Raw genomic sequence first — 21,411 nt, 5'->3', positions numbered from 1 at the left:
ACTTTGTCAGCAGTCCGGCAACGATCTCCATCTGGAGATTTTTGCCATGTCCGATATTGCCCTCATCGAAACCGCTCGCGATTTCAACCGCTTCTATACGAACTTCCTCGGCCTGCTGAACAAGGCCTATCTCGACACGCCCTTCACGCTGACCGATGCCCGCATCCTCTTCGAGGTCGGCTCGCATGACGGCGTCAGCGCCGCCGCACTTGTCCGCGACCTGCATCTCGACGCCGCTTATCTCAGCCGCATCCTCAAGCGTTTCCGCGCCGAGGGGTTGATCGAGACCAGCCCCGATCCGGCCGACCTGCGCAGCCAGGTCATCATTGTCACCGACCGGGGACGAGAGCAGTTCGAAGAACTCGGCCGGCGCGCCAATGCGCAGATCGCCGCCCGTTTCGACAATCTCGCCAGCGGCGAGCCGGAGGCCGCGGTCTCCGCCATGCACACGATCCGCACGCTGCTCGACCCGGCGGCAAAGCCCGCACCGGCCATCATCCGCGCCCACCGCGCCGGCGATATCGGCTGGATCGTTCAGAGCCAGGGCCGTTTCTATGCCGAGGAATATGGCTGGGACCTGCGCTTCGAGGCGCTGGTGGCCGACGTCGCCGGAAAATTCCTCGCCAATTTCGATCCGGCCAAGGAATATTGCTGGATCGCCGAACGCGGCGGCGTCAATATCGGCTCCGTCCTCGTCACCAATAGCGGCGACGGCATCGCCAAGCTCCGCCTGCTCTATGTCGACAAATCAGCCCGCGGCCTCGGGCTCGGCAAACTGCTGGTCGACGAATGCATCCGCTTCTCCAGGCAGAAAGGCTACCGCGAACTCTCGCTCTGGACCAACGAGATGCTGGAGACCGCCCGCGCCATCTACGTCAAGGCGGGCTTCCGCCTTGTCTCCGAGGAGAGACATCGCATGTTCGGCCCCGAGGCGAACGGCCAGAACTGGGTGCTCGATCTCTGAATTTGCTGCGCCGCAGAAATTTCACTTGATTTGGAAACGACCATTCCCTAATTAAGGCGCCATGACCGACGCCATCCTCACGTCAGAAGCAAAGACCCGCAGCCGTGGCCGTCCGCGCGAGTTCGATATGGACGCAGCGCTCGATGCGGCGCTGCGCGTCTTTTCCGAACGCGGCTACCACGCCGCCTCCATCAGCGAATTGACCGAAGCAATGGGCCTTGCTTCGGGGAGCATCTACAAGGCATTCAAGGACAAGCGCGGTATCTTCCTCGCTGCTTTCGCCCATTATCGAAAGCTCGGCCGACGGCGGCTGGAAGCGATGATCGCGTCTGCGAAGACCGGTCGCGAGAAGGTCTTCCAGATGGTGACGTATTATACCGAGCTCTCCTATGGCGAGGCCGGCCGTAAAGGCTGTCTCGTCGTTGGCGGCGCCAACGACTTCGCCCTGCTTGACGAGGAAGCCGCTGCCCACGTCGTGACTGCCTTTGCCGCAGACGAAAAGCTGATGGCCGATCTCATCCGCATCGGCCAGGCAGACGGCAGCATTCCGAAGACGGTGGACCCGGATGCCGCCGCCCTCGCCTTCCTCTGCTTTACCAAGGGCCTGCGCGTCATCGGCAAAACAGGACGCAGCAGGGAAGAGATGATGTCTGCGGCCGAGGCCGCGATGAAGCTCGTGACCTGATCTGCCCGCACTGTGGACGAGAGAAATACCGGCATTCGATCAAGGATCGGGTGGCTGCAGCCAACAATTTTCATTCAAGCCTTACAATCTTTGAATACCGGAGTTTCTGATGAGCATTTCAGCCACCACACCGGATAAGGCCATTCCCCGGGCGTTATCCCCCTGGCTCACCTTCCTCTTCGCCGCCGCCTGTGGGCTGGTGGCCGCCAATCTCTATTACGGCCAGCCGCTCGCCGGCCCGATCAGCGCCGATCTCGGCTTCACGCCAGCCGCCACCGGCCTGATCGTCACGTTGACGCAGATCGGCTACGGCCTCGGCCTGCTGCTGATCGTGCCGCTCGGCGATCTCACCGAAAACCGCCGTCTGGTGCTGATGCTGATCGCCGTCTCCGCCGTTGCGCTCATCGCCGCGGCGCTGTCTTCGACGCCCACAACCTTCCTCGTCGCCTCGCTCTCTATCGGTCTTTCATCGGTCGCAGTTCAAGTCCTGGTTCCCTTTGCCGCCAACATGGCGCCTGATGCCACCCGTGGCCAGGTCGTCGGCAACGTCATGGGCGGCCTGCTCTGCGGCATCATGCTGGCGCGCCCCTTCGCAAGCTTTGTCGCCGAGGCCTCGTCCTGGCATGTGGTCTACTACGTCACTGCTGGCGTCATGCTCGTGCTCACCGTCGTGCTCCGCGCCAACCTGCCGGTCCGCCGTCCGACGACCAGGCTACGCTACGGCGAGTTGCTCGCCTCCATGGGCCATTTGGCGCTCACCTCGCGGGTGCTGCAGCGCCGGGCGCTCTATCAGGCCGGCATGTTCGGCGCCTTCAGCCTGTTCTGGACGACGACGCCGCTGCTGCTCGCAAGTCCCGCCTTCGGCCTGACACAGAACGGCATCGCCCTCTTCGCCCTCGCAGGTGCTGCCGGCGCCATCGCCTCGCCGATTGCCGGCCGGCTTGCCGATCGCGGTATGACGAAGATCGCCTCGACGCTTGCCATGCTGCTCGGCATGGCTGCCTTCCTGATTGGCCATTTCGCTAGCGACGGCTCGCTTGGCGCTTTGCTGCTCTTGACGGCAGCGGCGATCCTTCTCGATTTCGGCGTGACGACCAATCTCGTCTGCGGCCAGCGCGCCATCTATGCGCTGAACCCGGAACACCGCAGCCGGCTCAACGGCCTGTTCATGGCGACCTTCTTTGCCGGCGGCGCGCTGGGCTCAGCACTCGGCGGCTGGGCCTATGCGACCGGCGGCTGGACGATGACGACCTGGATCGGTTTCTGCTTCCCGGCGCTGGCCTTCCTGCTGTTCCTGACGGAAGGACGCGGCAAGTAAGGCACCATCAGAATCCAGGATCGAACATCTAAAATCTTGACAGAGCCGACTTATAGATGCCCACATCCAGGAAGCAGCGTATGCAGCCGTTTGAGAGCTGCAGAATTTTCGCCTTTATGCATGGGATTCCGACATGGAGATAGACGAAGAGAAAATCGACGATGCTGTGCTCGCATTGTTATGGCTGACGCTGCATGACGGAGATCGTGCCTGGAAGGGTTTTGACTGGGGCGTGATGGACCGTTTGCATCAGAAAGGTCTGATTGCAAATCCCGCGGGCAAGGCCAAGTCTGTCGTTCTGAGTGACGAAGGTTTGCGACGATCGGAGGAATTGTTCCGCGCTCTGTTCATGCGGCCAACCAAATGATCGCTGTTCCCGTTTCCAGAAACGCGGAATTCGCTTTTATCAACGGTACTAGCCGCTGACGGAATCGAAATGCGAACGGGCGGCGCGAACGGCATCATGGTTCGCTTCCGCCCAGTTCAGAAGCTGCGACAGCGGCTGGTAGAGCGAACGTCCAAGTTCGGTCATCGAATATTCGACGCTCGGCGGCTTGGTTGGGAATACCTCGCGGTCGATATAACCATCCCTCTGCAGGTCGCGCAGCGTCTGCGTCAGCATGCGCTGCGAAATATCGGGGATCATCCGCCGCAGCTCGCCGAAGCGATAAGGCCGATCCGCCAGCACCTCGAGCAGCAGCGTCGACCATTTGCCGCCGATCTGCTGCATCATGTCCCTGACCGGGCAATTGCCGAAATCGAGGCCGGCGAGATCGATCTCGCGCCGCACCCCCGGCGTCCTGTTCTTCAGACTGACGACCGCACCGCTCATCTGCTGGTTCCCTTTTGGTAACGTAGAGCCGAAAAACTGCCTCCTTTACACCGCCAAGTCAATTCCTATTCTAGCGTTACTCTCTTTTCGAGACCACCGGCGCAACACCGCCAGCACAACACAGAAGGAAACGACGTATGAGCGAAATCATCCTGGTCACCGGCGCTGCCGGGCAGCTCGGCCGGCGTGTCATCCATCACCTCATCGAGACCTACAAAGTCGCCCCCGGCAACATCGTCGCGGCAACCCGCAGCCCGGAAAAACTTTCCGAACTCGAAAAGAAGGGCGTCGTCACCCGCAAGGCCGATTTCGATGACGCGGCAGGTCTGGAGAAGGCTTTCGCCGGCGTCGACCGGCTGCTGATCATCAGCACCGACGCACTGGATACTCCCGGCAAGCGCCTCGCCCAGCACCAGGGTGCCGTCGCGGCAGCAGTCAAATCAGGCGTCAAGCACATCTCCTACACCTCGATGCCGGCGCCGGACAATTCGCTCGTCACCTTCGCGCCCGATCATCTCGGCAGCGAAAACGCCATCAAGGCAAGCGGCATCGCCCATACGATCATCCGCGATGCCTGGTATCACGACAATTACCTGCACGGCATGCCGCACAACCTGCAGGGCGGCAAATGGTACAGCGCCACGGGCGACGGCAAGATCTCGACCATCTCGCGTGATGACTGCGCCCTGGCGATCGCCGCAGCCCTTGCCTCCGGCACCTCGACCAGCGCCACCTATACGCTAACCGGCGCGCAATCGCTGAATAACCGGCAGATTGCCGCCATCGTTTCCGACGTCGCCGGCAAGCCGCTCGAAGTGGTCGACGTCACCGACGAACAGCTCGGCCAGGGTATGCGCGGCGCCGGCCTCCCCGGTTTTGTCGCCGACATGCTGGTTTCTGCCGACGCTAACACCCGCGCCAGCAAGTTCGACATCGTCACCGAAGACTTCACCAAGCTGACCGGCAAACAGCCGCAGCCGCTGAAGGATTTCTTCGTGGAGCACAAGGCGGCCCTGACTGCTTCAGGCAATGCTGCGCATTGAAGCCTTTCGCTCATCCCTGCATTAGTCGCAGGGATGAGCGAACTCCGATTCTGGATCCCTCATCACGTCAGATGAGTCACTCACGGCGCGGACGCGCCGTGGCTGGATTCCTGTGACAGGCACAGGAATGAGGGAGGGTGAATTAAGCGTCTTCGCCAAAATTTCCCGTCGACATTGAGACAACGGTTGATGGGAAGCGCTACCTCTCCTACCCTCATTCCTGTGCCTGTCACAGGAATCCAGCGCGTCCAAGTCCTTGGGCGCAGGAGACTCTTCCTTCACGAGGCACTGTGTGACTCGCAGCTAGAAGCCGTAATAACCCGCTCCTAGTCAAAGCGTTGAAGAAAACGCCCCCCTCAAACCGCCTGACCGCAAGCCCGGCAAAAGCGCCGCACCGTTTCCGCCATGCCGTATTCCAACGCATCGGCCGTCAGCCCGTGACCGATCGAGACCTCGGCAAGAGCGGGAATGCGCTTCACTAGGTCAGGCAGGTTTTCGACCGTCAGATCGTGGCCGGCATTGACGGCGAGGCCGATTGCAAGGGCCGCATCCGCCGTCCGTCCGAGCGCGTCGAGGATTGGAGCCGCCCGCTCCGGAGCGTCGAAGCAACCGCCATAGGGGCCGGTATAGAGTTCGATTCGATCGGCGCCGACCGCCTTGGCGATCTCAACCGCCTGTGCGTCCCCGTCACCGTCGGCAAACAGCGACACCCGGCATCCCATCGTCTTCAGCCGCGCGACGGCATCGGTCAGGAACGCCTGGTGCTTGCGGAAATCCCAGCCGTGATCGGAGGTCGCCTGCGCGGGATCGTCAGGCACCAGCGTCACCTGCTCGGGTGCTGCCCCGGCGCAGAGTTCGAAAAATTCCTCTGTGGGATAACCCTCGATATTGAACTCGGCCTTGGGGAATTCATCGTCGATCAGATTGCGGATGACCGGCAGGTCGGAGAAACGAATGTGCCGCTGATCGGGGCGCGGATGCACCGTCAGGCCGCTGGCGCCGGAGGCAAGCGCGATCCGCCCGAGCGCTTCGACGCTCGGCCAGGGCAGATCGCGCCGGTTGCGCAGCATGGCGATGGCATTGAGGTTCACGGAGAGCTTGGCGGGCATGGCAGATATCCATCGGTCACGGAAACGGGAGGCCCTGCTTTTAAGCCAAGGGCCGTGCGATGGCCAACGAGATTCGCAGATGGGTGCGATGCCGATCGTTGATGCGCATCGCTGTTGGGTGGGCATTCGACCGCACCTGCGTACCGCAAACAGTAATTCTCGTCGCCCGTGAAGACGACCGACCGATACCGCAAAGCAGCGCATGTTTTGCTGCAGCACACTCGAAAACCTCGGCAAAATATGCCGTCAAGTTGCTATCCCATTTAAAAGAGATTATTTTTAGCACTTATAAAAAAGATCGTTCACGCATAACGTGGAGATCGTATCGCGTAGAGTACGCCGTGTACTGCTTCTTTCCCAATGAGAAGAACGCCTAGAGGAAACCCCACTCGCCGCGCATGGGAAGCAACTGGCAAAGCCGCATGAGGTGCAACAACATGCCCCAGGAGGGTTCATGCCAGACGGTTCCAAACGCCTGTTTGCCACCGCCGGTATCGCTTCGGAGGCCCGATCGAAGTATCGGTTCCTGCCTTCGGCCGCGCTACCGCCGGATCTACCTGATGGTCCGGTGCCCATTGCCGACATGGCAAACGCATTCGGCGTCACGCACAGGACACTGCATTTCTATGAAGAGAAAGGGTTGATTTCAGCCAACCGCATCGGCCTGATGCGGGTCTACGGCCAGGATGACGTGATGCGCATGGCCGTTATTACAGTCTGCCGCGAAACCGGCATGCCGATCGCCGTTATCCAGGAACTGATGGACGAACTCCGCAACGCCGATTCGCAGGAAACGGCTGAGGCGATGTTCCGCGAGGCCCTGCAGGTGCGCAAGCGCGAACTGACGGCCGAGATGTCGACGCTGCACCGCCAGCTCCAGCAGGTTGGCGACCTCCTGGATTTCGACGGCGGCGTCGAGTCGCCGCCATTGAACGACAATCAGGACAGTGCAAGCCTGACCGCACAGGAGCGGCGTTGCCTGGAACTGATGGCGGAAGGCTATTCCACCCAACGCATCGCTCGGGCGCTCGACCTGAAGCATGACGAAACCCGTGACCTGGAGGCCGGAATCATCCTGAAATTCCGCGCCAACAACCGCTTCCAGGCCATTGCCAAGGCAGTTCTGCTCGGCATCGTGCAGGCTTAGTACCATCCGCCTGAGACACGGCCGCCACCGTTTCTTCCTCGCCAGTCCAGATCGGCAATGCGACCTGGTCGTAGATGCGACTGGGATCACGGGTGCGATCGGGATTAGCGGACGATCGTCAGCGTCTCCGCCGCGCGCGTGATCGCGGTATAGAGCCAGCGTTCCCGGGTATCGCGAAATGCCCAGCTCTCGTCGAAGAGCACGACATCGTTCCATTGCGAACCCTGAGCCTTGTGAACGGTGAGCGCATAGCCATAGTCGAACTCGTCGTAGCGTTTGCGGGTGTTCCAGGGAATCTCGCCCTCGACATCCTCGAAGGCCTGCTTCAGCAGCTTGATCTTGGCCGCTCCTCGGTCCATGTCGTCATCCTCTGGCCGGACGAGCAGATTGATACCGGGCTTCGTCGTTTCCTTTGACGAGGTCATCACCTGCCAGAGCGAGCCGTTGAGCAGTCCCTTGGCCGGATCGTTCCGCAGGCAGACGAGCTTGTCGCCGGTCTGCGGATAATCGGCATTGAAGCCTTTCAACTCACGCAGGCGCTGATTGTAGCGCCGCCGCGTGCGGTTGGTGCCGACGAGCACCTGATCGGCATCGAGCACCAGCTGTTGCGTCACCTCGTTCTTCGAGATCACCTTGGCCGTGCCGTAATCGCCGTACATCACCTCATTGCCTTCGCGCACCTGCATGGCGAGCTTGATGATCGGATTGTCGCGCGCCTGCCGGTGGATATCGGTGAGCAGGTAGTCCGGATCCTGATTGGTAAAGTAGCCGCCGCCTGTGACCGGCGGCAACTGGCCGGGATCGCCGAGCACCAGGATCGGCGTGCCGAAGCTCATCAGATCCTTGCCGAGCGCCTCGTCCACCATCGAACATTCGTCGACGATGATCAGCGCCGCCTTGGCGACCGGGCTTTGCCGGTTGATCGAAAACATCGGCGCGATCGAGGTCTTGCCTGTTTCCTCGTCTTCCACGGCCTCCTCGCCGCGCGGCCGATAGATCAGCGAATGGATCGTCCGGGCGTTGGAGGCGCCGCGCGAGCGCAGCACCTGCGCCGCCTTGCCGGTGAAGGCGGCAAACAGCACGTCGCCATCGACATTTTCGGCGAAATGCTTGGCAAGCGTCGTCTTTCCCGTTCCGGCATAGCCGAACAGGCGAAAGAGCGGCGAGCGCCCTTCCTTCAGCCATTTCGAAACAGCCTTCAGGGCTTCATCTTGTTGCGGCGCAAATTGCATGATCGCAGGACTTGGCAGGATTCGCGGGATTTAGGCAAGGCGGAAAACGGCAAATCGCCCGGCCGGACGATCATCAGTTCCACTGCCGGTCCGCGCCGCTGGCGCACATCGACGGGTCCTGGCCCATAGCGTCGGTGAGAAAATCCAGAACCGTCTTGACGCGCAACGGCATGTTGCGCCGCGAGGGATAGACGACGGTAACCGGCAGCCGGCTCGGCTGGAAATCCTTCATGACGGGGACCAGTCGGCCGGCGGCGATATCGGGTATCGCGATGATGTGCGAAAGCACCGCAAGACCCGCTCCAGCAAGGGCTGCCCGGTGAATGGCGACGGCATTGCAGGCGGTCAGCCGCGGTGAGATCCGCACCGATATGTCTTCCGAACCATTCGAGAAGGACCAGCTATTGGCCTCGCCTGCCCTGTTGTAGCACAGGCATTCATGGTCCTTGATCTCCTTCGGTGCGCGGGGAGCCGCCCTGCGCGCGAGATAGGCGGGAGACGCAACGAGGAAGGCGGTCGTCCAGCCGATCCGCCGGCAGACGAGGCTGCTGTCGGCGACCGGGCCCAAGCGCACTTCGAGATCCAGGCGCTCCTCGATCATATCCGAGCCCTGCTCCCTGAAGATGAGTTCGACCGAGAGCTTCGGATGGGCGGCGAGAAGATCGCCGAGCCGCTCGCTGAGATAGAGACCGAGTGGTGCTGGAACGCTGAGCCTGACCTTTCCCGAGGCCATGGCTCCGTCCGATCCGGCCGCATCGCCAAGCTCCTCAACCGCTTCGAGAATCCGCAGCGCCATCGGCAACATCCGCTCCCCCTCTGCCGTCAGCGACAGGCCGCTCGTCGTGCGATGGAGGAGGCGGGTGTTGAAATGGCCTTCGAGGGCTGCGACCTGTCGCGAGACCGCTGGCTGCGTCACGTCAAGATCATGCGCCGCCGCCGAAAATGAACCCGTCTCCACGACGCGCTGAAAGGTCCGCAATGCCGAAACGATATCCATCCCCTGCCCCTCATACTTTTGCGCATAGGCTTTATGCAGCCAGACTAAGCGAGAATGGCTTTACAGTCCAGCAATTAAGGATATCTTATATCCATAAGGATATCTAGTATCCTTAATTAAAGGAGAGACACATGACCCAGCGACTGAACTACGCCCAACAGTCCCCCGAGCTTTTCAAGAAATTCATGGAATTCAGCATGGCGCTGAAAAGCAGCGTGATCGATGAGAAGCTGCAGGCCCTCGTCGAGATCCGCGCCTCGCAGATCAATGGATGCGGCTTCTGCCTCGATATGCATGTGAAGCAGGCCAAGATCCATGGCGAGACCGAACTGCGGCTCTACCACGTCGCCATCTGGCGGGAATCGAACCTGTTCATCCCCCGCGAGCGCGCAGCCCTTGCCTGGACCGAAGCACTGACCAAGCTTCCCGAAGGCGGCGTTCCCGACGAGATTTACGAACGGGTGCGCGGCCAGCTTTCCGAGAAGGAAATCTCGGATCTGACTTTCGTCGTCATGGCGATCAACGCCTGGAACCGCGTCAATGTCGGCTTCAAGACCGTGCCCGGCACGGCCGACAAGGCCTACGGTCTCGATAAGGCTGGCCTGAACTAAACCGCGCAATTCATTGAGAAGATTCACCTTTGACGCTGCCGCACCACGACAGCGAACGGAGATCCATTATGAAAATCGTTGTCATCGGCGGAACCGGCCTCATCGGTTCGAAGACTGTCGAACGCCTGCGCAAACGCGGCCATGACGTGATTGCCGCCTCGCCGAACTCCGGCGTCAACACGATCACGGGAGAAGGACTGGCAGAGGCGCTCTCGGGCACCGAAGTCGTGCTCGACCTCGCCAATTCGCCGTCCTTCGAGGATAAGGCCGTGCTCGAATTTTTCGAGACCTCGGGCCGCAATCTTCTCGCCGCCGAAAAACTCGCCGGCGTCAAGCACCATATCGCCCTCTCCGTCGTCGGCACCGAGCGTCTGCAGGAAAGCGGCTATTTCCGCGGCAAGCTTGCCCAGGAAAAACTGATCAAGGCATCGGGAATTCCCTACACCATCGTGCATTCGACGCAGTTCATGGAATTCCTCGGCGGCATCGCCCAATCGGGAACGGTCGGCCAGACGGTCCACCTGTCGCCGGCCTATGTGCAGCCGATTGCTTCCGACGACGTGGCAGACGCCATGGCGGACGTGGCCCTCTCTGCTCCCGCCAATGCGACGATCGAGATCGCTGGTCCGGAACGGGCGCGCCTCAGCGAGCTCGTCGCCCGCTATCTGAAGGCCATGAAAGACCCGCGCACCACCGAGGCTGACGTCGAGGCGAGATATTTCGGCGCAAGACTGAACGACCAGTCGCTCGTTTCCGACGACAATCCGCGGCTTGGTTCAATCACCTTCGAGCAGTGGTTCGCAAAGTCCACCCAGCCGACATGATTGACATGCCCTCAAGACGCGACCGCTCGGGCGCGTCTTCCCCCGACCCAGCAACCATGGAGATTCCGATGATCAAAACATTTTTCCTCGCCGCCGCCCTCGCCTTTCCGGCTGCCACCGGCGTCAGCGCCTATGACAGCAGCGAGTCTGCGAAGGTGACACTCGTCTATGAGCACGAGCTTCCGAACGTGCCGGGTAAGAGCATCAAAGGCGTGCTGGTCGAATACGGCCCGGGCGGCTTCTCCGAAGGCCACACTCATCCCGACACCGCCTTCATCTACGCCACCGTGCTTGAAGGAGCAATCCGCAGCCAGGTCAATGACGGCCCGGTCAAGGTCTATCAGGCCGGAGAAAGCTTCTCCGAAATGCCGGGCGACCGCCACGGCGTCAGCGCCAACGACAGCGAGATCAAGCCCGCCCGCCTGCTCGCCGTCTTCGTCGTCGACACCAACCAGAAAGAGCTGACCTATCCGCTCAAGAAGTGACGATCGCATTACAGCGCCGCGCGTCTTTCAGACGCGCAAAGGACGCTGTAACACTTTGAATCTACGCATCGTGCTTTCCGAAAATCGGTTCCGATTTTCGGGCCGATGCGATGCTGCCCGGGCGGGCCTGATGCTTGCGCGGGCGGCCGAGATGCTGAATCATGTATAGCACGCACCCCGGAGACAAAGAGATGATTGACGACGCCCTCTTCGGCAAACCTCTGATATCCCTGATAACAGTCGGATTCGCCGGGATCGTCGTCTGGCATCTGCTCTCCCGCCAGCGGCCGACGACGCGGCTGGTGGTGCAGATCCTCTTCTTTGCAGTGATGACGCTGATCCTCGTCGGCAGCGGCATCGAACCCCACCGGTTTCAAGGATATGAGTCCGAGGATCCGCGGGCCCTGCTGGTCATCGTCGCAAAAACGCTCTGGTGGATCCATCTGGCATGGGCCGTCATCGGTTTCATCAGGCTCTATCTGGTGCTGGAGGGCAGTCCGCGAGAGGCTCGCCTGCTCCAGGATCTGGTCATCGGCGTCGTCTATATCGGCATGGCCCTGTCGGTTCTGGCCTTCGTCTTCGGCGTGCCGATCGGAACCCTCGTCGCGACCTCGGGCGTGGTCGCCATCATTCTCGGCCTGGCGCTGCAGAACACGCTCGCTGACGTCTTCTCCGGCATCGCCCTGACACTCGGCCGGCCGTACATCATCGGCGACTGGATCCTTCTCAGCGACGGCACGGAGGGGCGCGTCGTCGAAAGCAATTGGCGCGCGACACACATCCTGACCAGCGCCAACAATGTCGTCGTACTGCCCAACAGTTTTCTGGCAAAGCTCGGCCTGACGAATGTCAGCCGGCCTGACGAGAGCCATCTCCTGATCCTCACCATCCGCATCGCCCCGACGCGCATGCCGGCATCGGTCCGCCACGTCATGGCAACGGCACTTGCGAGCTGCAATTCGATCGTGCGCGAACCGCCGCCGGTCGTCGCGCTGAAAGGGCTGGATGCCACGGCACTTGAGGTCGAGTTGCAGTTTCGGGTGACAAGCCCGAGCCAGCGGGTGCCGGCGCGCAACGAAGTGCTCGATCTCGTCTATCGCCATTGCAAATCCGCCGGCCTGCTGCTGGCCATTCCGCCGTCGGCGACGGTGCTGACCGCTGATCTGCCGACGGAAGAAAGCGCAAAGCCGCCGAGCATAACGCCGCTTGCCCTGATCGAGGCCATTCCGGTCTTTACGACGCTGACATCAGATGAAAAGCGCAGGCTCGCCGAAACCACCACTGTCCGGGAGTTCCGCAAGGGCGATGTGATCGTGCGGGAGGACGAAATGCTGCCCTCACTGATGATGGTGCGCGCCGGCATCATCGCGGCGCGGAACGCAGGCGAGGAACGCGGACGGCTCGCGCCGGGTGACTTTTTTGGCGAGACCGGACTGCTCGCCGGCATGCAGGAAGTCTGCACCCTGGAGGCTCTGACCGCCGTGACCGCCTATGAGATCGATCAGGAGGCCTTCGCGCCGCTCTTAAGCGAACGCCCGGCGCTGGCGGAAGAAATCGCCGACCACCTCGCCAGCCGCGCCGAGCGTTTCCGCAATGGCGCCTCCTTGCCCCCGGAACATGCCCACAGCGCCCATGCCATTCTGAAGACCATCAAAACCATCTTCAAGGCATAGAGATCGGCACCCCGCTCAGCCGGCGCGCTTGAGCACCCATTCGAACGTGCTCCGCCAAATGTCGGCCGGCACTTCCTCGGACAAGGTGCCGACCAGATCGGAAAGCCGGACGCGCCTCAGCGCATCCCGCCAGGCCTCGTCGGCCTCCCACATGATGCGTGCCACCGCGCATGGCTTGCTGTCGCAATAACCGGCCGGCCGGCAGGGATTGTTCTCCCGGATGTTCGTGCAGGTGAAGCTGCGGGCCTTCCCCTCGACTGCCTCGACGATCTCGAGAAAGTTGATATCCGAGGGGGTCTTGGCAAGCCGGTAGCCGCCACTCGGACCGAGCGTGGTCTCGACCAGCGACGCCTGCGAAAGGCTCTGCAACGCCTTGGAGAGATATTCCTTCGGCAGACCATGAAGCTCGGCGAGCGCCTTGGTGGAAAGATACCTGCCCTCTGGCAGGCCCGCGAGAATGGCGCAGCAGTGAAGCGCCCATTCGACCTGGCTTTTCAGGATCATTCAGCAACTCGTGTGATGGCTGGCTCTGCAATGTAATTAAGGACATATCTTATCCGAAAAGCCACGCGATGTAAATGAGCTGCGAAGCAGCGTGTTGGTGCCTGAACGGCGATGCGGGCTCCGATCTCCCCTCAGCCCTCGTTCTCGTCCTCTCCCCTCGCCTGCTCATTTTCAATTCCGGCGATCAGCTTGCGCAGCAGCACGGCGAGCGCCTCGCGCTCCTTTCCGTCAAGAGCCTGCAGAAAAAAAGCTTCGCTCGCCATGTCGGTGCGGAAGGCCTTTTCGGCGAGTGCCGCACCCGCCTCGGTCAAAGCCACCAGCACGCTGCGCCCATCACGCGGCGATTTCTCCCGGCGGATCAGTCCCGCCTTCTCCAGCCGGTCAAGCCTGTGAGTCAGGCCTCCGGACGAGATCATCAGCGCCGAATACATCTCCGTCGGGGTCATCAGGTAAGGCGGCCCGGAACGGCGAAGCGTTGCGATCACATCGAATTCGCCGCGGTCGAGGCCGAAATCGGCGAAAGTCGCCTCGATGCTGGGGCGCACTAGGTTGGATAATCGAAAGGCTCGCCCCAGGATCGCCATCGGCTCCGTGTCGAGGTCGGGCAGTTCCACCGCCCATTGCCGGCGCAGCCGGTCGACATGATCCTCGCAGGAGTCGTCTCCTTTAGATCCATTCGTCATCTTCTGCCTCATATCACCACAAGCGAGACATACACCTTCTATCCGAGTTACGGAAGATATCTTGACAGGAAGATAGTTTTAGGAATATATCTTCTCGCGAAGATAGTTTTGTTCATAGACAGCACCAGCAGGAGGCACGTGATGTTCAGGATTCTTCGCCACCAGGAACCGCGACCCGATCAGAGTCGCACTGTCCGTTTCGAAGGCCGCGACCATGGCGGCGAGATATCGCTTTTCCTGGTCGACAATGAGCCCGGCCAAGGGCCTGACCTGCATGTCCACCCCTATTCCGAAACGTGGGCTGTCAGGAAAGGCGAAGCGGAATTCACGGTGGGCGACGCCAAGACCCGCGCCTTTCCCGGCGATATCGTCGTCGTGGCCGCCAACATTCCCCACCGCTTCGAGAATGTCGGCACCGGACGGCTCGAAATCGTCTGCATTCATGCCAGCGACACCATCGTGCAGGAATTTGTGTGAGGCAAAGCCCTCGCCTTTAAGACAAAGCCTGGAGACAAAAGAAGGAGAGAACTGCAATGCCCAAGATGATATTCGTGAACCTGCCGGTGAAAGACCTTGCCGCTGCGACCCGCTTCTATGAAGCGATCGGCTGCAGCAAGAACGAACAGTTCAGCGATCACCAGGCGTCGAACATGGTTTGGACCGACGCCATTTTCTTCCATCTGCTGACGCGCGATTTTTTCGCGAGTTTCACGCCCAAACCCGTTGCCGAAGCGCAAAAGGCGAGCGAAGTGCTGATCGCGCTGACGATGGACAGCCGCGAAGAGGTGGACGCCATCGTCGAGGCAGCCGCAGCCGCCGGGGGCAAAGCCGATCCGCGCGCGCCGACGGACATGGGTTGGCTCTACAACCGTGCCTTCGAAGATCCCGATGGCCATATATTCGAGGCGGTGTGGGTCGACATGGCGGCGGCGACCGCCACCGGAGAATAGCCGGCAAGGCGCCCGACGCGCCATGCGCGGGCGAAACGGGCTTCGGCCCTCCTCGCCCGCCATGAAAACTTTTACTGCGCCTGGAATAAAACCACCGCGCCTCGTGTCTCATCTCAGGTAGCGCAAGATTGCGTGCCCAATCTGAGGAGAGACATCATGAAATCCGTGAAATTCCTGTCCGTCGTGGCGGCCGCCATCCTTGCCGCGACCGCTGCTTTCGCCGCCGCTCCTGTCACGACCGTGGAATCCGCCAAGGGCAAGGTGCTTGCCGGCGAAAACGGCATGACGCTCTACACCTTCAAGAAGGACGTCAAGGGCGTTTCCAACTGCTACGACGATTGCGCCAAGAACTGGCCGCCGCTGATGGCGGCTTCCGATGCCAAGGCTGATGGTGCATATTCGATCATCGACCGTAAGGATGGCACGAAGCAATGGGCCAAGGACGGCATGCCGCTCTATTATTGGGTCAAGGACAAGAAGACGGGCGACATCACCGGCGACGGCGTCGGCGGCAACTGGGATCTCGCCAAACCTTGATAGTCGGACCCTGATGCCAAGAGAGCCGGCATGAAGATACCCGCACCCGAAACCTTCGAGGGCCAGATTCTGGCCCTCCTCCCCTCGCTCAGGCGCTATTCGCGCAGCCTGACGCGCTCGGATGCCGATGGCGAGGACCTGCTCCAGGATTGCGTCGAAAAAGTTCTCACGCGCCGCGGCCAATGGCGCGGCCTCAACCTGCGCGGCTGGGTCCTGACCATCATGACCAATCTCTACCGCAACGGCCGGCGCGGCAAGACGCGCGACGGCCTTGTCGAGCTCGATGCCGCAGACAATCTGGCCGCGCCCGAACCGCCGGCCGATCCGCTGGAACGTGCCCGGCTGGACGATGCGCTGAACAGCCTTTCGGAAGAACACCGCGCCGTGCTGATGCTCGTGGTCATCGAGGGATACACCTATGGCGAGGTCGCAGCCGCGCTCGATATCCCGATCGGCACCGTCATGTCGCGACTGTCGCGCGCCCGCCGGCGCGTCGCCGAACGGCTGAAGGCCGACAACATCATCACGCTTCGGAGACCGAAATGAACGAGACCAATCCGAGCGTCACCGAAGCCGACCTTCACGCCTATGCCGACGGCCAGCTGCCGGAAACGGCGCGCGCCCGCATCGAGGCCTTCCTGGCCGACAATCCCGACGAGGCGGCGATGGTCGCCGAATGGCAGGCGCAGAATTCGGGCGTCCGATCGCTGTTTGCCGGTTATGAGAAGGCGAAGGACACCGATCCTCTGCTCGTCGTCCCCCCGCGCGCCGTTTCATCGGGACCGAAACGCTGGGCGATCGCCGCATCAGCCCTCCTCGTCTTCACGCTCGGCGCCGCCAGCGGCCATTATGGCCCCGCACTTCTGGAAAAGCCGGAGTTGCAGCTTGCCGGCTCCGAAGCCCTGCCGAAACAGGCCCAGACCGCTTTCATGGTCTATGCCGCCGAGGTTCGCCACCCCGTCGAGGTCTTCGCAAACGAGGAGGTCCACCTCGCCACCTGGCTCGGCAAGCGCCTGGCAATTCAGAACCTCAAGATCCCGAACCTGCAGCCGCTCGGGTTCAAGCTGGTCGGCGGCCGCTTGCTGCCGGTCGACGGTAGGCCGGGCGCCCTGTTCATGTATGAGAACCAGCCCGGCGAGCGCCTGACTGTCATGGTCGGCCGCAACACGGAAAATCGCACGACGAGCTTCCGCTTCGCCTCATCGGGCAATCTCGAAACCTTTTACTGGATCGATGGCGAACTCGGTTATGCCGTCACCGGCGAAATCTCACGCGAGACGCTGCGGGAGATAGCCGAGGAGTGCTACAAGCAGTTCCCGTCCTAGAGCAATTCCAGGAAAGGCAAAGCGGTTTTCCGCCCGGAATTGCCTCAAGAAACAAAAGGTTAGAGCGGTTTTGCGCTTCGACAGCTGAACCGATCTAAGGATCAGCGCGAGGGATCGTTGCTAAGCTCGATCGGCCGTCCGTGCGGCGTCGCTTCCGCCGCCCGCTGCCAGCTCTGCTGCAGTGCCAGGATCGTTTCCGCATCGGCGATGCCGCGGCTGACGAGAAGGTCGCAGAGTGCCGCCACCCAGCAGTCGAAATAGTCGCTGCCATCTTCGGCCCGGCCAGGCTTGTGCAATTGCGCGGAAAGCGTTTCAGCCCATTCGCTCCAGCTGAACAGGCCTTTTGCGTTGAGGTGCACGGTTATGGCAAAGGCTTCGGCCGCCCACGGCTCGGGAAAAACCGGCTCGCCCTCCGGCGATCTCGGCAGCCCGGACGATAGCGTCAGCGGCGATATCTCATGCCGGCTCAAGATAGCTCTCCCAGGCATCGATCGACACCGTCAGCGTGGGATCGGCATCCTCGCCCCAGATCTCCGCACCATCGAAGACAACCGTATAGAGCCATTGCGGGTTCTCGCCCTTGCCGTGTGCATTGTCGTCAGGAAAAACGAACGAACCCTGCACCGCCTCGACCACACCGGTTCTGGCCCTGGCATAACGCGGCAGGCGCGTATGCGTCGCCGGATTAAAGTTCTTCGTCCTTACCGTTTCACCGACCACGAAGAGCGGCGCTGCCTCGACAGGACGATCGCAAGGCCCACCCTTGGCCAGCACCGCTGGCACCATGTCCGCCTTCAGCACCCGCTTCGGCACAGCGCCGTCCTGCAGCTTCCGCCCAGAAAGCAGCTCCTCACGCGTCGCGAAGCCGTGTCGTTCGAGCAGCTTGTCGATGCCGCGGATCCAGATCTCGTAGTAGCTGGCGGCGAGGTAATCGGCCGGCGGAATATTCTCGCGCGCATGCCGGCTTTCGTCGATTGTCCATGCGCCGAAAGCGCCGCAGGAAAGCGTGATGCCGAGCGCCCGCTTTTCCCATTCGGCATGGAAATAAGGCTCGTCCTGTTCGGGCGCGACGGGACCGAAGCCCATCTGCCCGCCGAGATCGTGCGGTCCGTTCATGTGGAGCTCTCCGGCTTGCGGGCAACGGCCGTGCCGATCATCGCATCGCGGCTGACGAGGCCGGCGAGCGACTGCTCGTCCATTTCCTCTGCACCTTCTGGCCGCTCGGGGATGACGAGATAACGCAGCTCCGCCGTCGAATCCCAGACGCGCACCTTCTTATCCTCCGGCAGCATCAGGCCGAATTCGGCCAGCACGCCGCGCGGATCGATGACGGCGCGCGAGCGATAGGCCGGCGCCTTGTACCAGACCGGCGGCAGGCCGAGCACCGACCAGGGGTAACAGGAGCAGAGCGTGCAGACGACGAGATTATGGGTATCGGCGGTGTTGAAGACGGCGCGCATGTGCTCGCCCTGCCGGCCAGTGTAACCGAGGCTGGCGATGGCCGCCGTCGCATCGCGCTTCAGCCAGTCGGCGAAATCAGGATCGCTCCAGGCTTTTGCCACGACATGCGCGCCGTTCCTCGGCCCTACCTTTGTCTCGTAGGTCTCGACGATGGCATCAATCGCCGCCGGATCGATCAGCCCCTTCTCCGTCAGCAGCGTTTCCAGCGCCTTCACGCGCGCCTGCATGTCGGAATAATGGTTGTCGTGATCGTGATGATGGTCGTGCAAGGCAATGTCCTCCCGGTACGGCAGAAAGGCGGCTCTCACCCTCTCTGGCGGGTCTGAAAAGTAAGCGAGGTCCGCGGCTTGGTTCCCTCTTCTCCCCAGCGGGGAGAAGGTGGCCCGAAGGGTCGGATGAGGGGGCCGCACGGCACGCCATCCATTGTTGCCCTTCGCTTGCGCTTAGCGCATTCACGGCGTTGCCGCTCACCCCTCATCTGCCTGCCGGCATCTTCTCCCCGCTGGGGAGAAGCGGAATCGTGGCAGCCTGTCGCGTCCCTAAAAACGTCCTCTCTGCTACTTCTATCACACACCGCACGCCCGCCAAGCCCTCCTATACCACTCACGCTTTTCCGCTAATCTCCTGTCATGAACATCCTGATTCTCGGCGCAACCGGCTTCATAGGCTCCGTCATCGCGGCCCGGCTCGTGGCCGATGGCCACGCCGTAACCGGGCTCGGGCGCAATCCAGTGCGTGCGCGCTTGAAGCAGCCTGCGATCGACTGGCGCCAGGCCGATCTCTCGCGCATGACGGAGGCTGACGACTGGGACGATCTCCTCAAAGACCAGCATGTCGTCGTCAATTGCGCCGGCACCCTGCAGGACGGCCTGTCGGATGATCTGTCGGCCACCCAGGCAGAGGCGATGCTGGCGCTCTATTCCGCCGCCAAACGCTCGTCGCGCCCGCTGATCGTGCAGATATCGGCAAGGACGACGGGAGCCGCTGGCGATCTTCCCTTCCTCGCCACCAAGCGGCGGGCCGACGAGGCGCTGGCGGCAAGCGGCCTGCCTTACCTCATCCTGCGCCCTGCCCTCGTTCTTGGCCGCAATGCCCATGGCGGCTCGGCGCTGCTGCGGGCGCTTGCCGCCTTTCCCCTGGTGCTCCCGCTGGTCCATGCCGAAAGTCCGGTCGAAACGCTTTCGCTGGACGATGTGGCGGAAGCCGTGTCGCGGGCGGTCTCCGGCGGCATCTCCGGCGATATCGATCTTGCCGCCGCCGAAGTTCTGACGCTCGCCGATCTCGTCCGCCTTCACCGCCAGTGGCTCGGCCTGGCGCCAGCCCGCGTGTTCGCTCTCCCTCGCTGGCTTGCCAGCCCGGTCACGTGGCTGGCCGATCTATCAGGACTGCTCGGTTGGCGTTCGCCGCTGCGCTCCACGGCGATGACCATCATGTCGGAAGGTGTGCGGAGCTTGAAAGCGGAGAGCGGTCTTGCCACGACACCCGCGGCAGCGACGCTCTCGGCCAATCCGTCCGGCGTACAGGATCTCTGGTTTGCCAGGCTCTATCTTCTGAAGCCGCTCGTCATATCGGGCCTATCCGCTTTCTGGCTGCTCTCAGGTTTGATCCCGCTGCTGACGCTGGAGAAGACATCCGCTCACTTCCTGCCGTTCATGCCGGAGACCGCAGCCACGGCGCTGACGCTTGCAACCTGCCTGATCGACATCGCTCTCGGCGCCGCCGTCCTCCTTCGCCCGCTGGCGAAACGTGCCCTTCTCGGCATGCTGGCCGTGTCATTCGCCTATCTTGCCGGCGCCAGCCTGCTCGAACCCGCCCTCTGGCTCGATCCGCTCGGTCCCCTCGTCAAGGTGCTGCCATCGATCCTGCTGACGCTCACCGCACTTTCCACGCTGGATGAACGCTGATGCTTGAGGAATGGCTGCTGCTTGCCCATGTCATCGGCGCGACCGTGCTCTTCGGCACCGGCGCCGGCATCGCCTTCTTCATGGTGATGGCACACCGGACACGCGATCCCCGTCTGATCGCCCATGTCGCCAGCACGGTTGTCATCGCCGACACCCTCTTCACCGCCACCGCAGCCATTCTCCAGCCGGTGACCGGCTATCTGCTGGCCCGGTCGATCGGTTGGGACCTGTCGGAGGGATGGATTGCGCTGTCGCTGCTGCTTTATGTCGTGACCGGCCTGTTCTGGCTGCCGGTCGTCTGGATCCAGATCCGCTTGCGCGATCATGCCCGCGCCGCAGCAGCGGCGGGAAAAGCACTGCCGCCAGCCTATTTCAGCCTCTACCGCATCTGGTTCGCCTGCGGTTTTCCGGCCTTCTCAGCCGTCATCGGCATTCTCTGGCTGATGCTGACGAAGCCGTCGATCGCTCTATTTTAGCATCGGCCAGAGGCTTAGCACCAGCAGCACCGCCATGCTGATATTGAACCATTTCAGCCGCACCGGATCGGAAAGCCATTCCCTCAGCGCCGAGCCGAAGCCGGCCCAGGTCGAAACACTGGGCACATTGACCGCCGCAAAAGCGAGCCCGACGATCAGCACGCTCACCAGGTAGAGTTGCGGATTGGTGTAGGTCGCCATCGCGGTGACCGCCATCACCCAAGCTTTTGGATTGACCCACTGGAAGGCCGCCGCCGCGAAGAAGGACATCGGCTGGACGCCGCTCCTGCCTTCGCTCAGCGAGCGCGACGAGGCGATCTTGCAGGCGATCCAGACGAGATAGGCGCCGCCTGCAAATTTCAGCGCCGTGTAGACCATAGGCACCGCATGCAGCAGCGCGCCGAGCCCGAGGCCGACGCCGATCAGCAGCGAGAAGAAACCGACGCCGATGCCGAACATATGCGGGATCGTCCTGCGGAAGCCGAAATTTACGCCCGACGCGAAGAGCATCATATTGTTCGGCCCCGGTGTGATCGAGGTCGTGAAGGCGAAGAGAACGAGGGCGAGAAATGTATCCAGCGGCATGCGACCTCCCGAAGCCAGCTTTCTGCGGCCTATTTATTTAGGTCAGCATAACTGTCCTAAATGGCC

General features: G+C 61.9%; 27 protein-coding genes. 17 read left to right on the top strand and 10 right to left on the bottom strand.

Annotated features, from left to right (window positions below; translation table 11 throughout):
- The first annotated feature begins 46 nt into the window (after window positions 1-46).
- The 4 genes from GFM02_RS08760 (at window position 47) to GFM02_RS08745 (ending at window position 3,334) form a co-directional block, all read left to right on the top strand.
- Window positions 47-964, top strand: coding sequence for a bifunctional helix-turn-helix transcriptional regulator/GNAT family N-acetyltransferase (locus tag GFM02_RS08760; protein ID WP_168321428.1), 918 nt, complete (start codon window positions 47-49; stop codon window positions 962-964).
- Window positions 965-1,025: 61 nt separating this feature from the next.
- Entirely contained in the window at window positions 1,026-1,649 is a 624-nt protein-coding gene (locus GFM02_RS08755; protein ID WP_168321427.1) for a TetR/AcrR family transcriptional regulator, read from the top strand.
- Between the two features lie 109 nt (window positions 1,650-1,758).
- A complete protein-coding gene (locus GFM02_RS08750) occupies window positions 1,759-2,967 on the top strand; it encodes an MFS transporter (RefSeq protein WP_168321426.1) in 1,209 nt (402 codons plus the stop codon).
- 133 nt (window positions 2,968-3,100) lie between these two features.
- A complete protein-coding gene (locus tag GFM02_RS08745; protein WP_168321425.1) occupies window positions 3,101-3,334 on the top strand; it encodes a DUF6429 family protein in 234 nt (77 codons plus the stop codon).
- Window positions 3,335-3,382: 48 nt separating this feature from the next.
- Here GFM02_RS08745 and GFM02_RS08740 read toward each other — a convergent pair whose 3' ends face one another.
- Window positions 3,383-3,799: a winged helix-turn-helix transcriptional regulator gene (locus GFM02_RS08740; RefSeq protein ID WP_018482855.1), complete on the bottom strand. Its 417-nt coding sequence runs from the start codon at window positions 3,797-3,799 to the stop codon at window positions 3,383-3,385.
- A gap of 137 nt (window positions 3,800-3,936) precedes the next feature.
- Between GFM02_RS08740 and GFM02_RS08735 the strand changes: the two genes are divergently transcribed.
- The gene (locus tag GFM02_RS08735; protein ID WP_168321424.1) at window positions 3,937-4,842 is read left to right on the top strand and encodes an SDR family oxidoreductase; all 906 of its coding nucleotides are present in this window, start codon (window positions 3,937-3,939) and stop codon (window positions 4,840-4,842) included.
- Window positions 4,843-5,198: 356 nt separating this feature from the next.
- Here the strand turns inward: GFM02_RS08735 and GFM02_RS08730 are convergent, their stop codons facing one another.
- Window positions 5,199-5,951, bottom strand: coding sequence for a pyridoxine 5'-phosphate synthase (locus GFM02_RS08730; RefSeq protein ID WP_168321423.1), 753 nt, complete (start codon window positions 5,949-5,951; stop codon window positions 5,199-5,201).
- Between the two features lie 454 nt (window positions 5,952-6,405).
- On the opposite strand from GFM02_RS08730, the gene GFM02_RS08725 reads away from it, so the two are divergent.
- Complete coding sequence (locus GFM02_RS08725) at window positions 6,406-7,098, top strand: MerR family transcriptional regulator (RefSeq protein WP_077978732.1); 693 nt, start codon at window positions 6,406-6,408, stop codon at window positions 7,096-7,098.
- Between the two features lie 104 nt (window positions 7,099-7,202).
- On the opposite strand, the gene GFM02_RS08720 is transcribed toward GFM02_RS08725, so the two are convergent.
- Together GFM02_RS08720 and GFM02_RS08715 are read right to left on the bottom strand one after the other, a co-directional pair.
- Complete coding sequence (locus GFM02_RS08720) at window positions 7,203-8,330, bottom strand: ATP-dependent DNA helicase (protein ID WP_003541249.1); 1,128 nt, start codon at window positions 8,328-8,330, stop codon at window positions 7,203-7,205.
- Window positions 8,331-8,403: 73 nt separating this feature from the next.
- Window positions 8,404-9,327, bottom strand: a complete 924-nt coding sequence (locus GFM02_RS08715; RefSeq protein ID WP_168321422.1) for a LysR family transcriptional regulator — start codon at window positions 9,325-9,327, stop codon at window positions 8,404-8,406.
- Window positions 9,328-9,458: 131 nt separating this feature from the next.
- On the opposite strand from GFM02_RS08715, the gene GFM02_RS08710 reads away from it, so the two are divergent.
- The 4 genes from GFM02_RS08710 to GFM02_RS08695 all read left to right on the top strand — a co-directional run bounded on the left by GFM02_RS08710 (window position 9,459) and on the right by GFM02_RS08695 (window position 12,920).
- On the top strand, window positions 9,459-9,938 hold the full coding sequence (locus tag GFM02_RS08710; RefSeq protein ID WP_003560866.1) for a carboxymuconolactone decarboxylase family protein: 480 nt from the start codon (window positions 9,459-9,461) through the stop codon (window positions 9,936-9,938).
- Between the two features lie 68 nt (window positions 9,939-10,006).
- Window positions 10,007-10,762 carry an SDR family oxidoreductase gene (locus GFM02_RS08705; protein WP_168272649.1) on the top strand — a complete coding sequence of 252 codons (756 nt, stop codon included), beginning with the start codon at window positions 10,007-10,009 and terminating at the stop codon, window positions 10,760-10,762.
- 68 nt (window positions 10,763-10,830) lie between these two features.
- On the top strand, window positions 10,831-11,247 hold the full coding sequence (locus GFM02_RS08700) for a cupin domain-containing protein (RefSeq protein WP_168321421.1): 417 nt from the start codon (window positions 10,831-10,833) through the stop codon (window positions 11,245-11,247).
- 191 nt (window positions 11,248-11,438) lie between these two features.
- Complete coding sequence (locus GFM02_RS08695; RefSeq protein WP_168321420.1) at window positions 11,439-12,920, top strand: cyclic nucleotide-binding domain-containing protein; 1,482 nt, start codon at window positions 11,439-11,441, stop codon at window positions 12,918-12,920.
- 15 nt (window positions 12,921-12,935) lie between these two features.
- Here GFM02_RS08695 and GFM02_RS08690 read toward each other — a convergent pair whose 3' ends face one another.
- Entirely contained in the window at window positions 12,936-13,424 is a 489-nt protein-coding gene (locus GFM02_RS08690) for an RrF2 family transcriptional regulator (protein ID WP_168321419.1), read from the bottom strand.
- A gap of 131 nt (window positions 13,425-13,555) precedes the next feature.
- On the bottom strand, window positions 13,556-14,107 hold the full coding sequence (locus GFM02_RS08685) for a MarR family winged helix-turn-helix transcriptional regulator (RefSeq protein ID WP_168321418.1): 552 nt from the start codon (window positions 14,105-14,107) through the stop codon (window positions 13,556-13,558).
- Between the two features lie 141 nt (window positions 14,108-14,248).
- Here GFM02_RS08685 and GFM02_RS08680 point away from each other — a divergent pair, with 141 nt between their 5' ends.
- The 5 genes from GFM02_RS08680 (at window position 14,249) to GFM02_RS08660 (ending at window position 16,919) form a co-directional block, all read left to right on the top strand.
- Window positions 14,249-14,584 carry a cupin domain-containing protein gene (locus GFM02_RS08680; protein WP_032992058.1) on the top strand — a complete coding sequence of 112 codons (336 nt, stop codon included), beginning with the start codon at window positions 14,249-14,251 and terminating at the stop codon, window positions 14,582-14,584.
- Window positions 14,585-14,640: 56 nt separating this feature from the next.
- On the top strand, window positions 14,641-15,057 hold the full coding sequence (locus GFM02_RS08675; RefSeq protein ID WP_168321417.1) for a VOC family protein: 417 nt from the start codon (window positions 14,641-14,643) through the stop codon (window positions 15,055-15,057).
- A gap of 156 nt (window positions 15,058-15,213) precedes the next feature.
- A complete protein-coding gene (locus GFM02_RS08670; RefSeq protein ID WP_168321416.1) occupies window positions 15,214-15,594 on the top strand; it encodes a COG4315 family predicted lipoprotein in 381 nt (126 codons plus the stop codon).
- A gap of 30 nt (window positions 15,595-15,624) precedes the next feature.
- Entirely contained in the window at window positions 15,625-16,140 is a 516-nt protein-coding gene (locus tag GFM02_RS08665) for an RNA polymerase sigma factor (RefSeq protein ID WP_131620286.1), read from the top strand.
- The gene (locus tag GFM02_RS08660; protein WP_168272657.1) at window positions 16,137-16,919 is read left to right on the top strand and encodes an anti-sigma factor family protein; all 783 of its coding nucleotides are present in this window, start codon (window positions 16,137-16,139) and stop codon (window positions 16,917-16,919) included. Before GFM02_RS08665 ends, GFM02_RS08660 begins: the two co-directional genes overlap by 4 nt.
- A 101-nt stretch (window positions 16,920-17,020) precedes the next feature.
- Here GFM02_RS08660 and GFM02_RS08655 read toward each other — a convergent pair whose 3' ends face one another.
- Genes GFM02_RS08655 through nthA form a run of 3 tightly spaced genes read right to left on the bottom strand, consistent with a single transcriptional unit; the run spans window position 17,021 to window position 18,607 of the window.
- On the bottom strand, window positions 17,021-17,389 hold the full coding sequence (locus tag GFM02_RS08655) for a nitrile hydratase accessory protein (protein ID WP_168272658.1): 369 nt from the start codon (window positions 17,387-17,389) through the stop codon (window positions 17,021-17,023).
- Window positions 17,376-18,035 (bottom strand): nitrile hydratase subunit beta, encoded by a 660-nt coding sequence (gene nthB, locus GFM02_RS08650; RefSeq protein ID WP_020050769.1) that lies wholly within the window; start codon window positions 18,033-18,035, stop codon window positions 17,376-17,378. The genes GFM02_RS08655 and nthB overlap by 14 nt, the downstream gene beginning before the upstream one ends.
- Entirely contained in the window at window positions 18,032-18,607 is a 576-nt protein-coding gene (nthA, locus tag GFM02_RS08645) for a nitrile hydratase subunit alpha (RefSeq protein WP_246792175.1), read from the bottom strand. Before nthA ends, nthB begins: the two co-directional genes overlap by 4 nt.
- Window positions 18,608-19,009: 402 nt before the next feature.
- On the opposite strand from nthA, the gene GFM02_RS08640 reads away from it, so the two are divergent.
- Together GFM02_RS08640 and GFM02_RS08635 are read left to right on the top strand one after the other, a co-directional pair.
- Window positions 19,010-20,284, top strand: coding sequence for an SDR family oxidoreductase (locus GFM02_RS08640; RefSeq protein ID WP_168321415.1), 1,275 nt, complete (start codon window positions 19,010-19,012; stop codon window positions 20,282-20,284).
- Window positions 20,284-20,760 carry a DUF2269 family protein gene (locus GFM02_RS08635; RefSeq protein ID WP_168272660.1) on the top strand — a complete coding sequence of 159 codons (477 nt, stop codon included), beginning with the start codon at window positions 20,284-20,286 and terminating at the stop codon, window positions 20,758-20,760. Before GFM02_RS08640 ends, GFM02_RS08635 begins: the two co-directional genes overlap by 1 nt.
- On the opposite strand, the gene GFM02_RS08630 is transcribed toward GFM02_RS08635, so the two are convergent.
- On the bottom strand, window positions 20,752-21,345 hold the full coding sequence (locus tag GFM02_RS08630; protein ID WP_168321414.1) for a LysE family translocator: 594 nt from the start codon (window positions 21,343-21,345) through the stop codon (window positions 20,752-20,754). The genes GFM02_RS08635 and GFM02_RS08630 overlap by 9 nt on opposite strands.
- Window positions 21,346-21,411: the final 66 nt, after the last annotated feature.

The sequence above is a fragment of the Rhizobium leguminosarum bv. viciae genome (genome assembly GCF_012276115.1).
GTDB classification, from domain to species: domain Bacteria; phylum Pseudomonadota; class Alphaproteobacteria; order Rhizobiales; family Rhizobiaceae; genus Rhizobium; species Rhizobium leguminosarum_T.
Note: the sequence above shows the minus strand (reverse complement) of the source record. Positions and strands in the feature narration are given on the sequence as shown.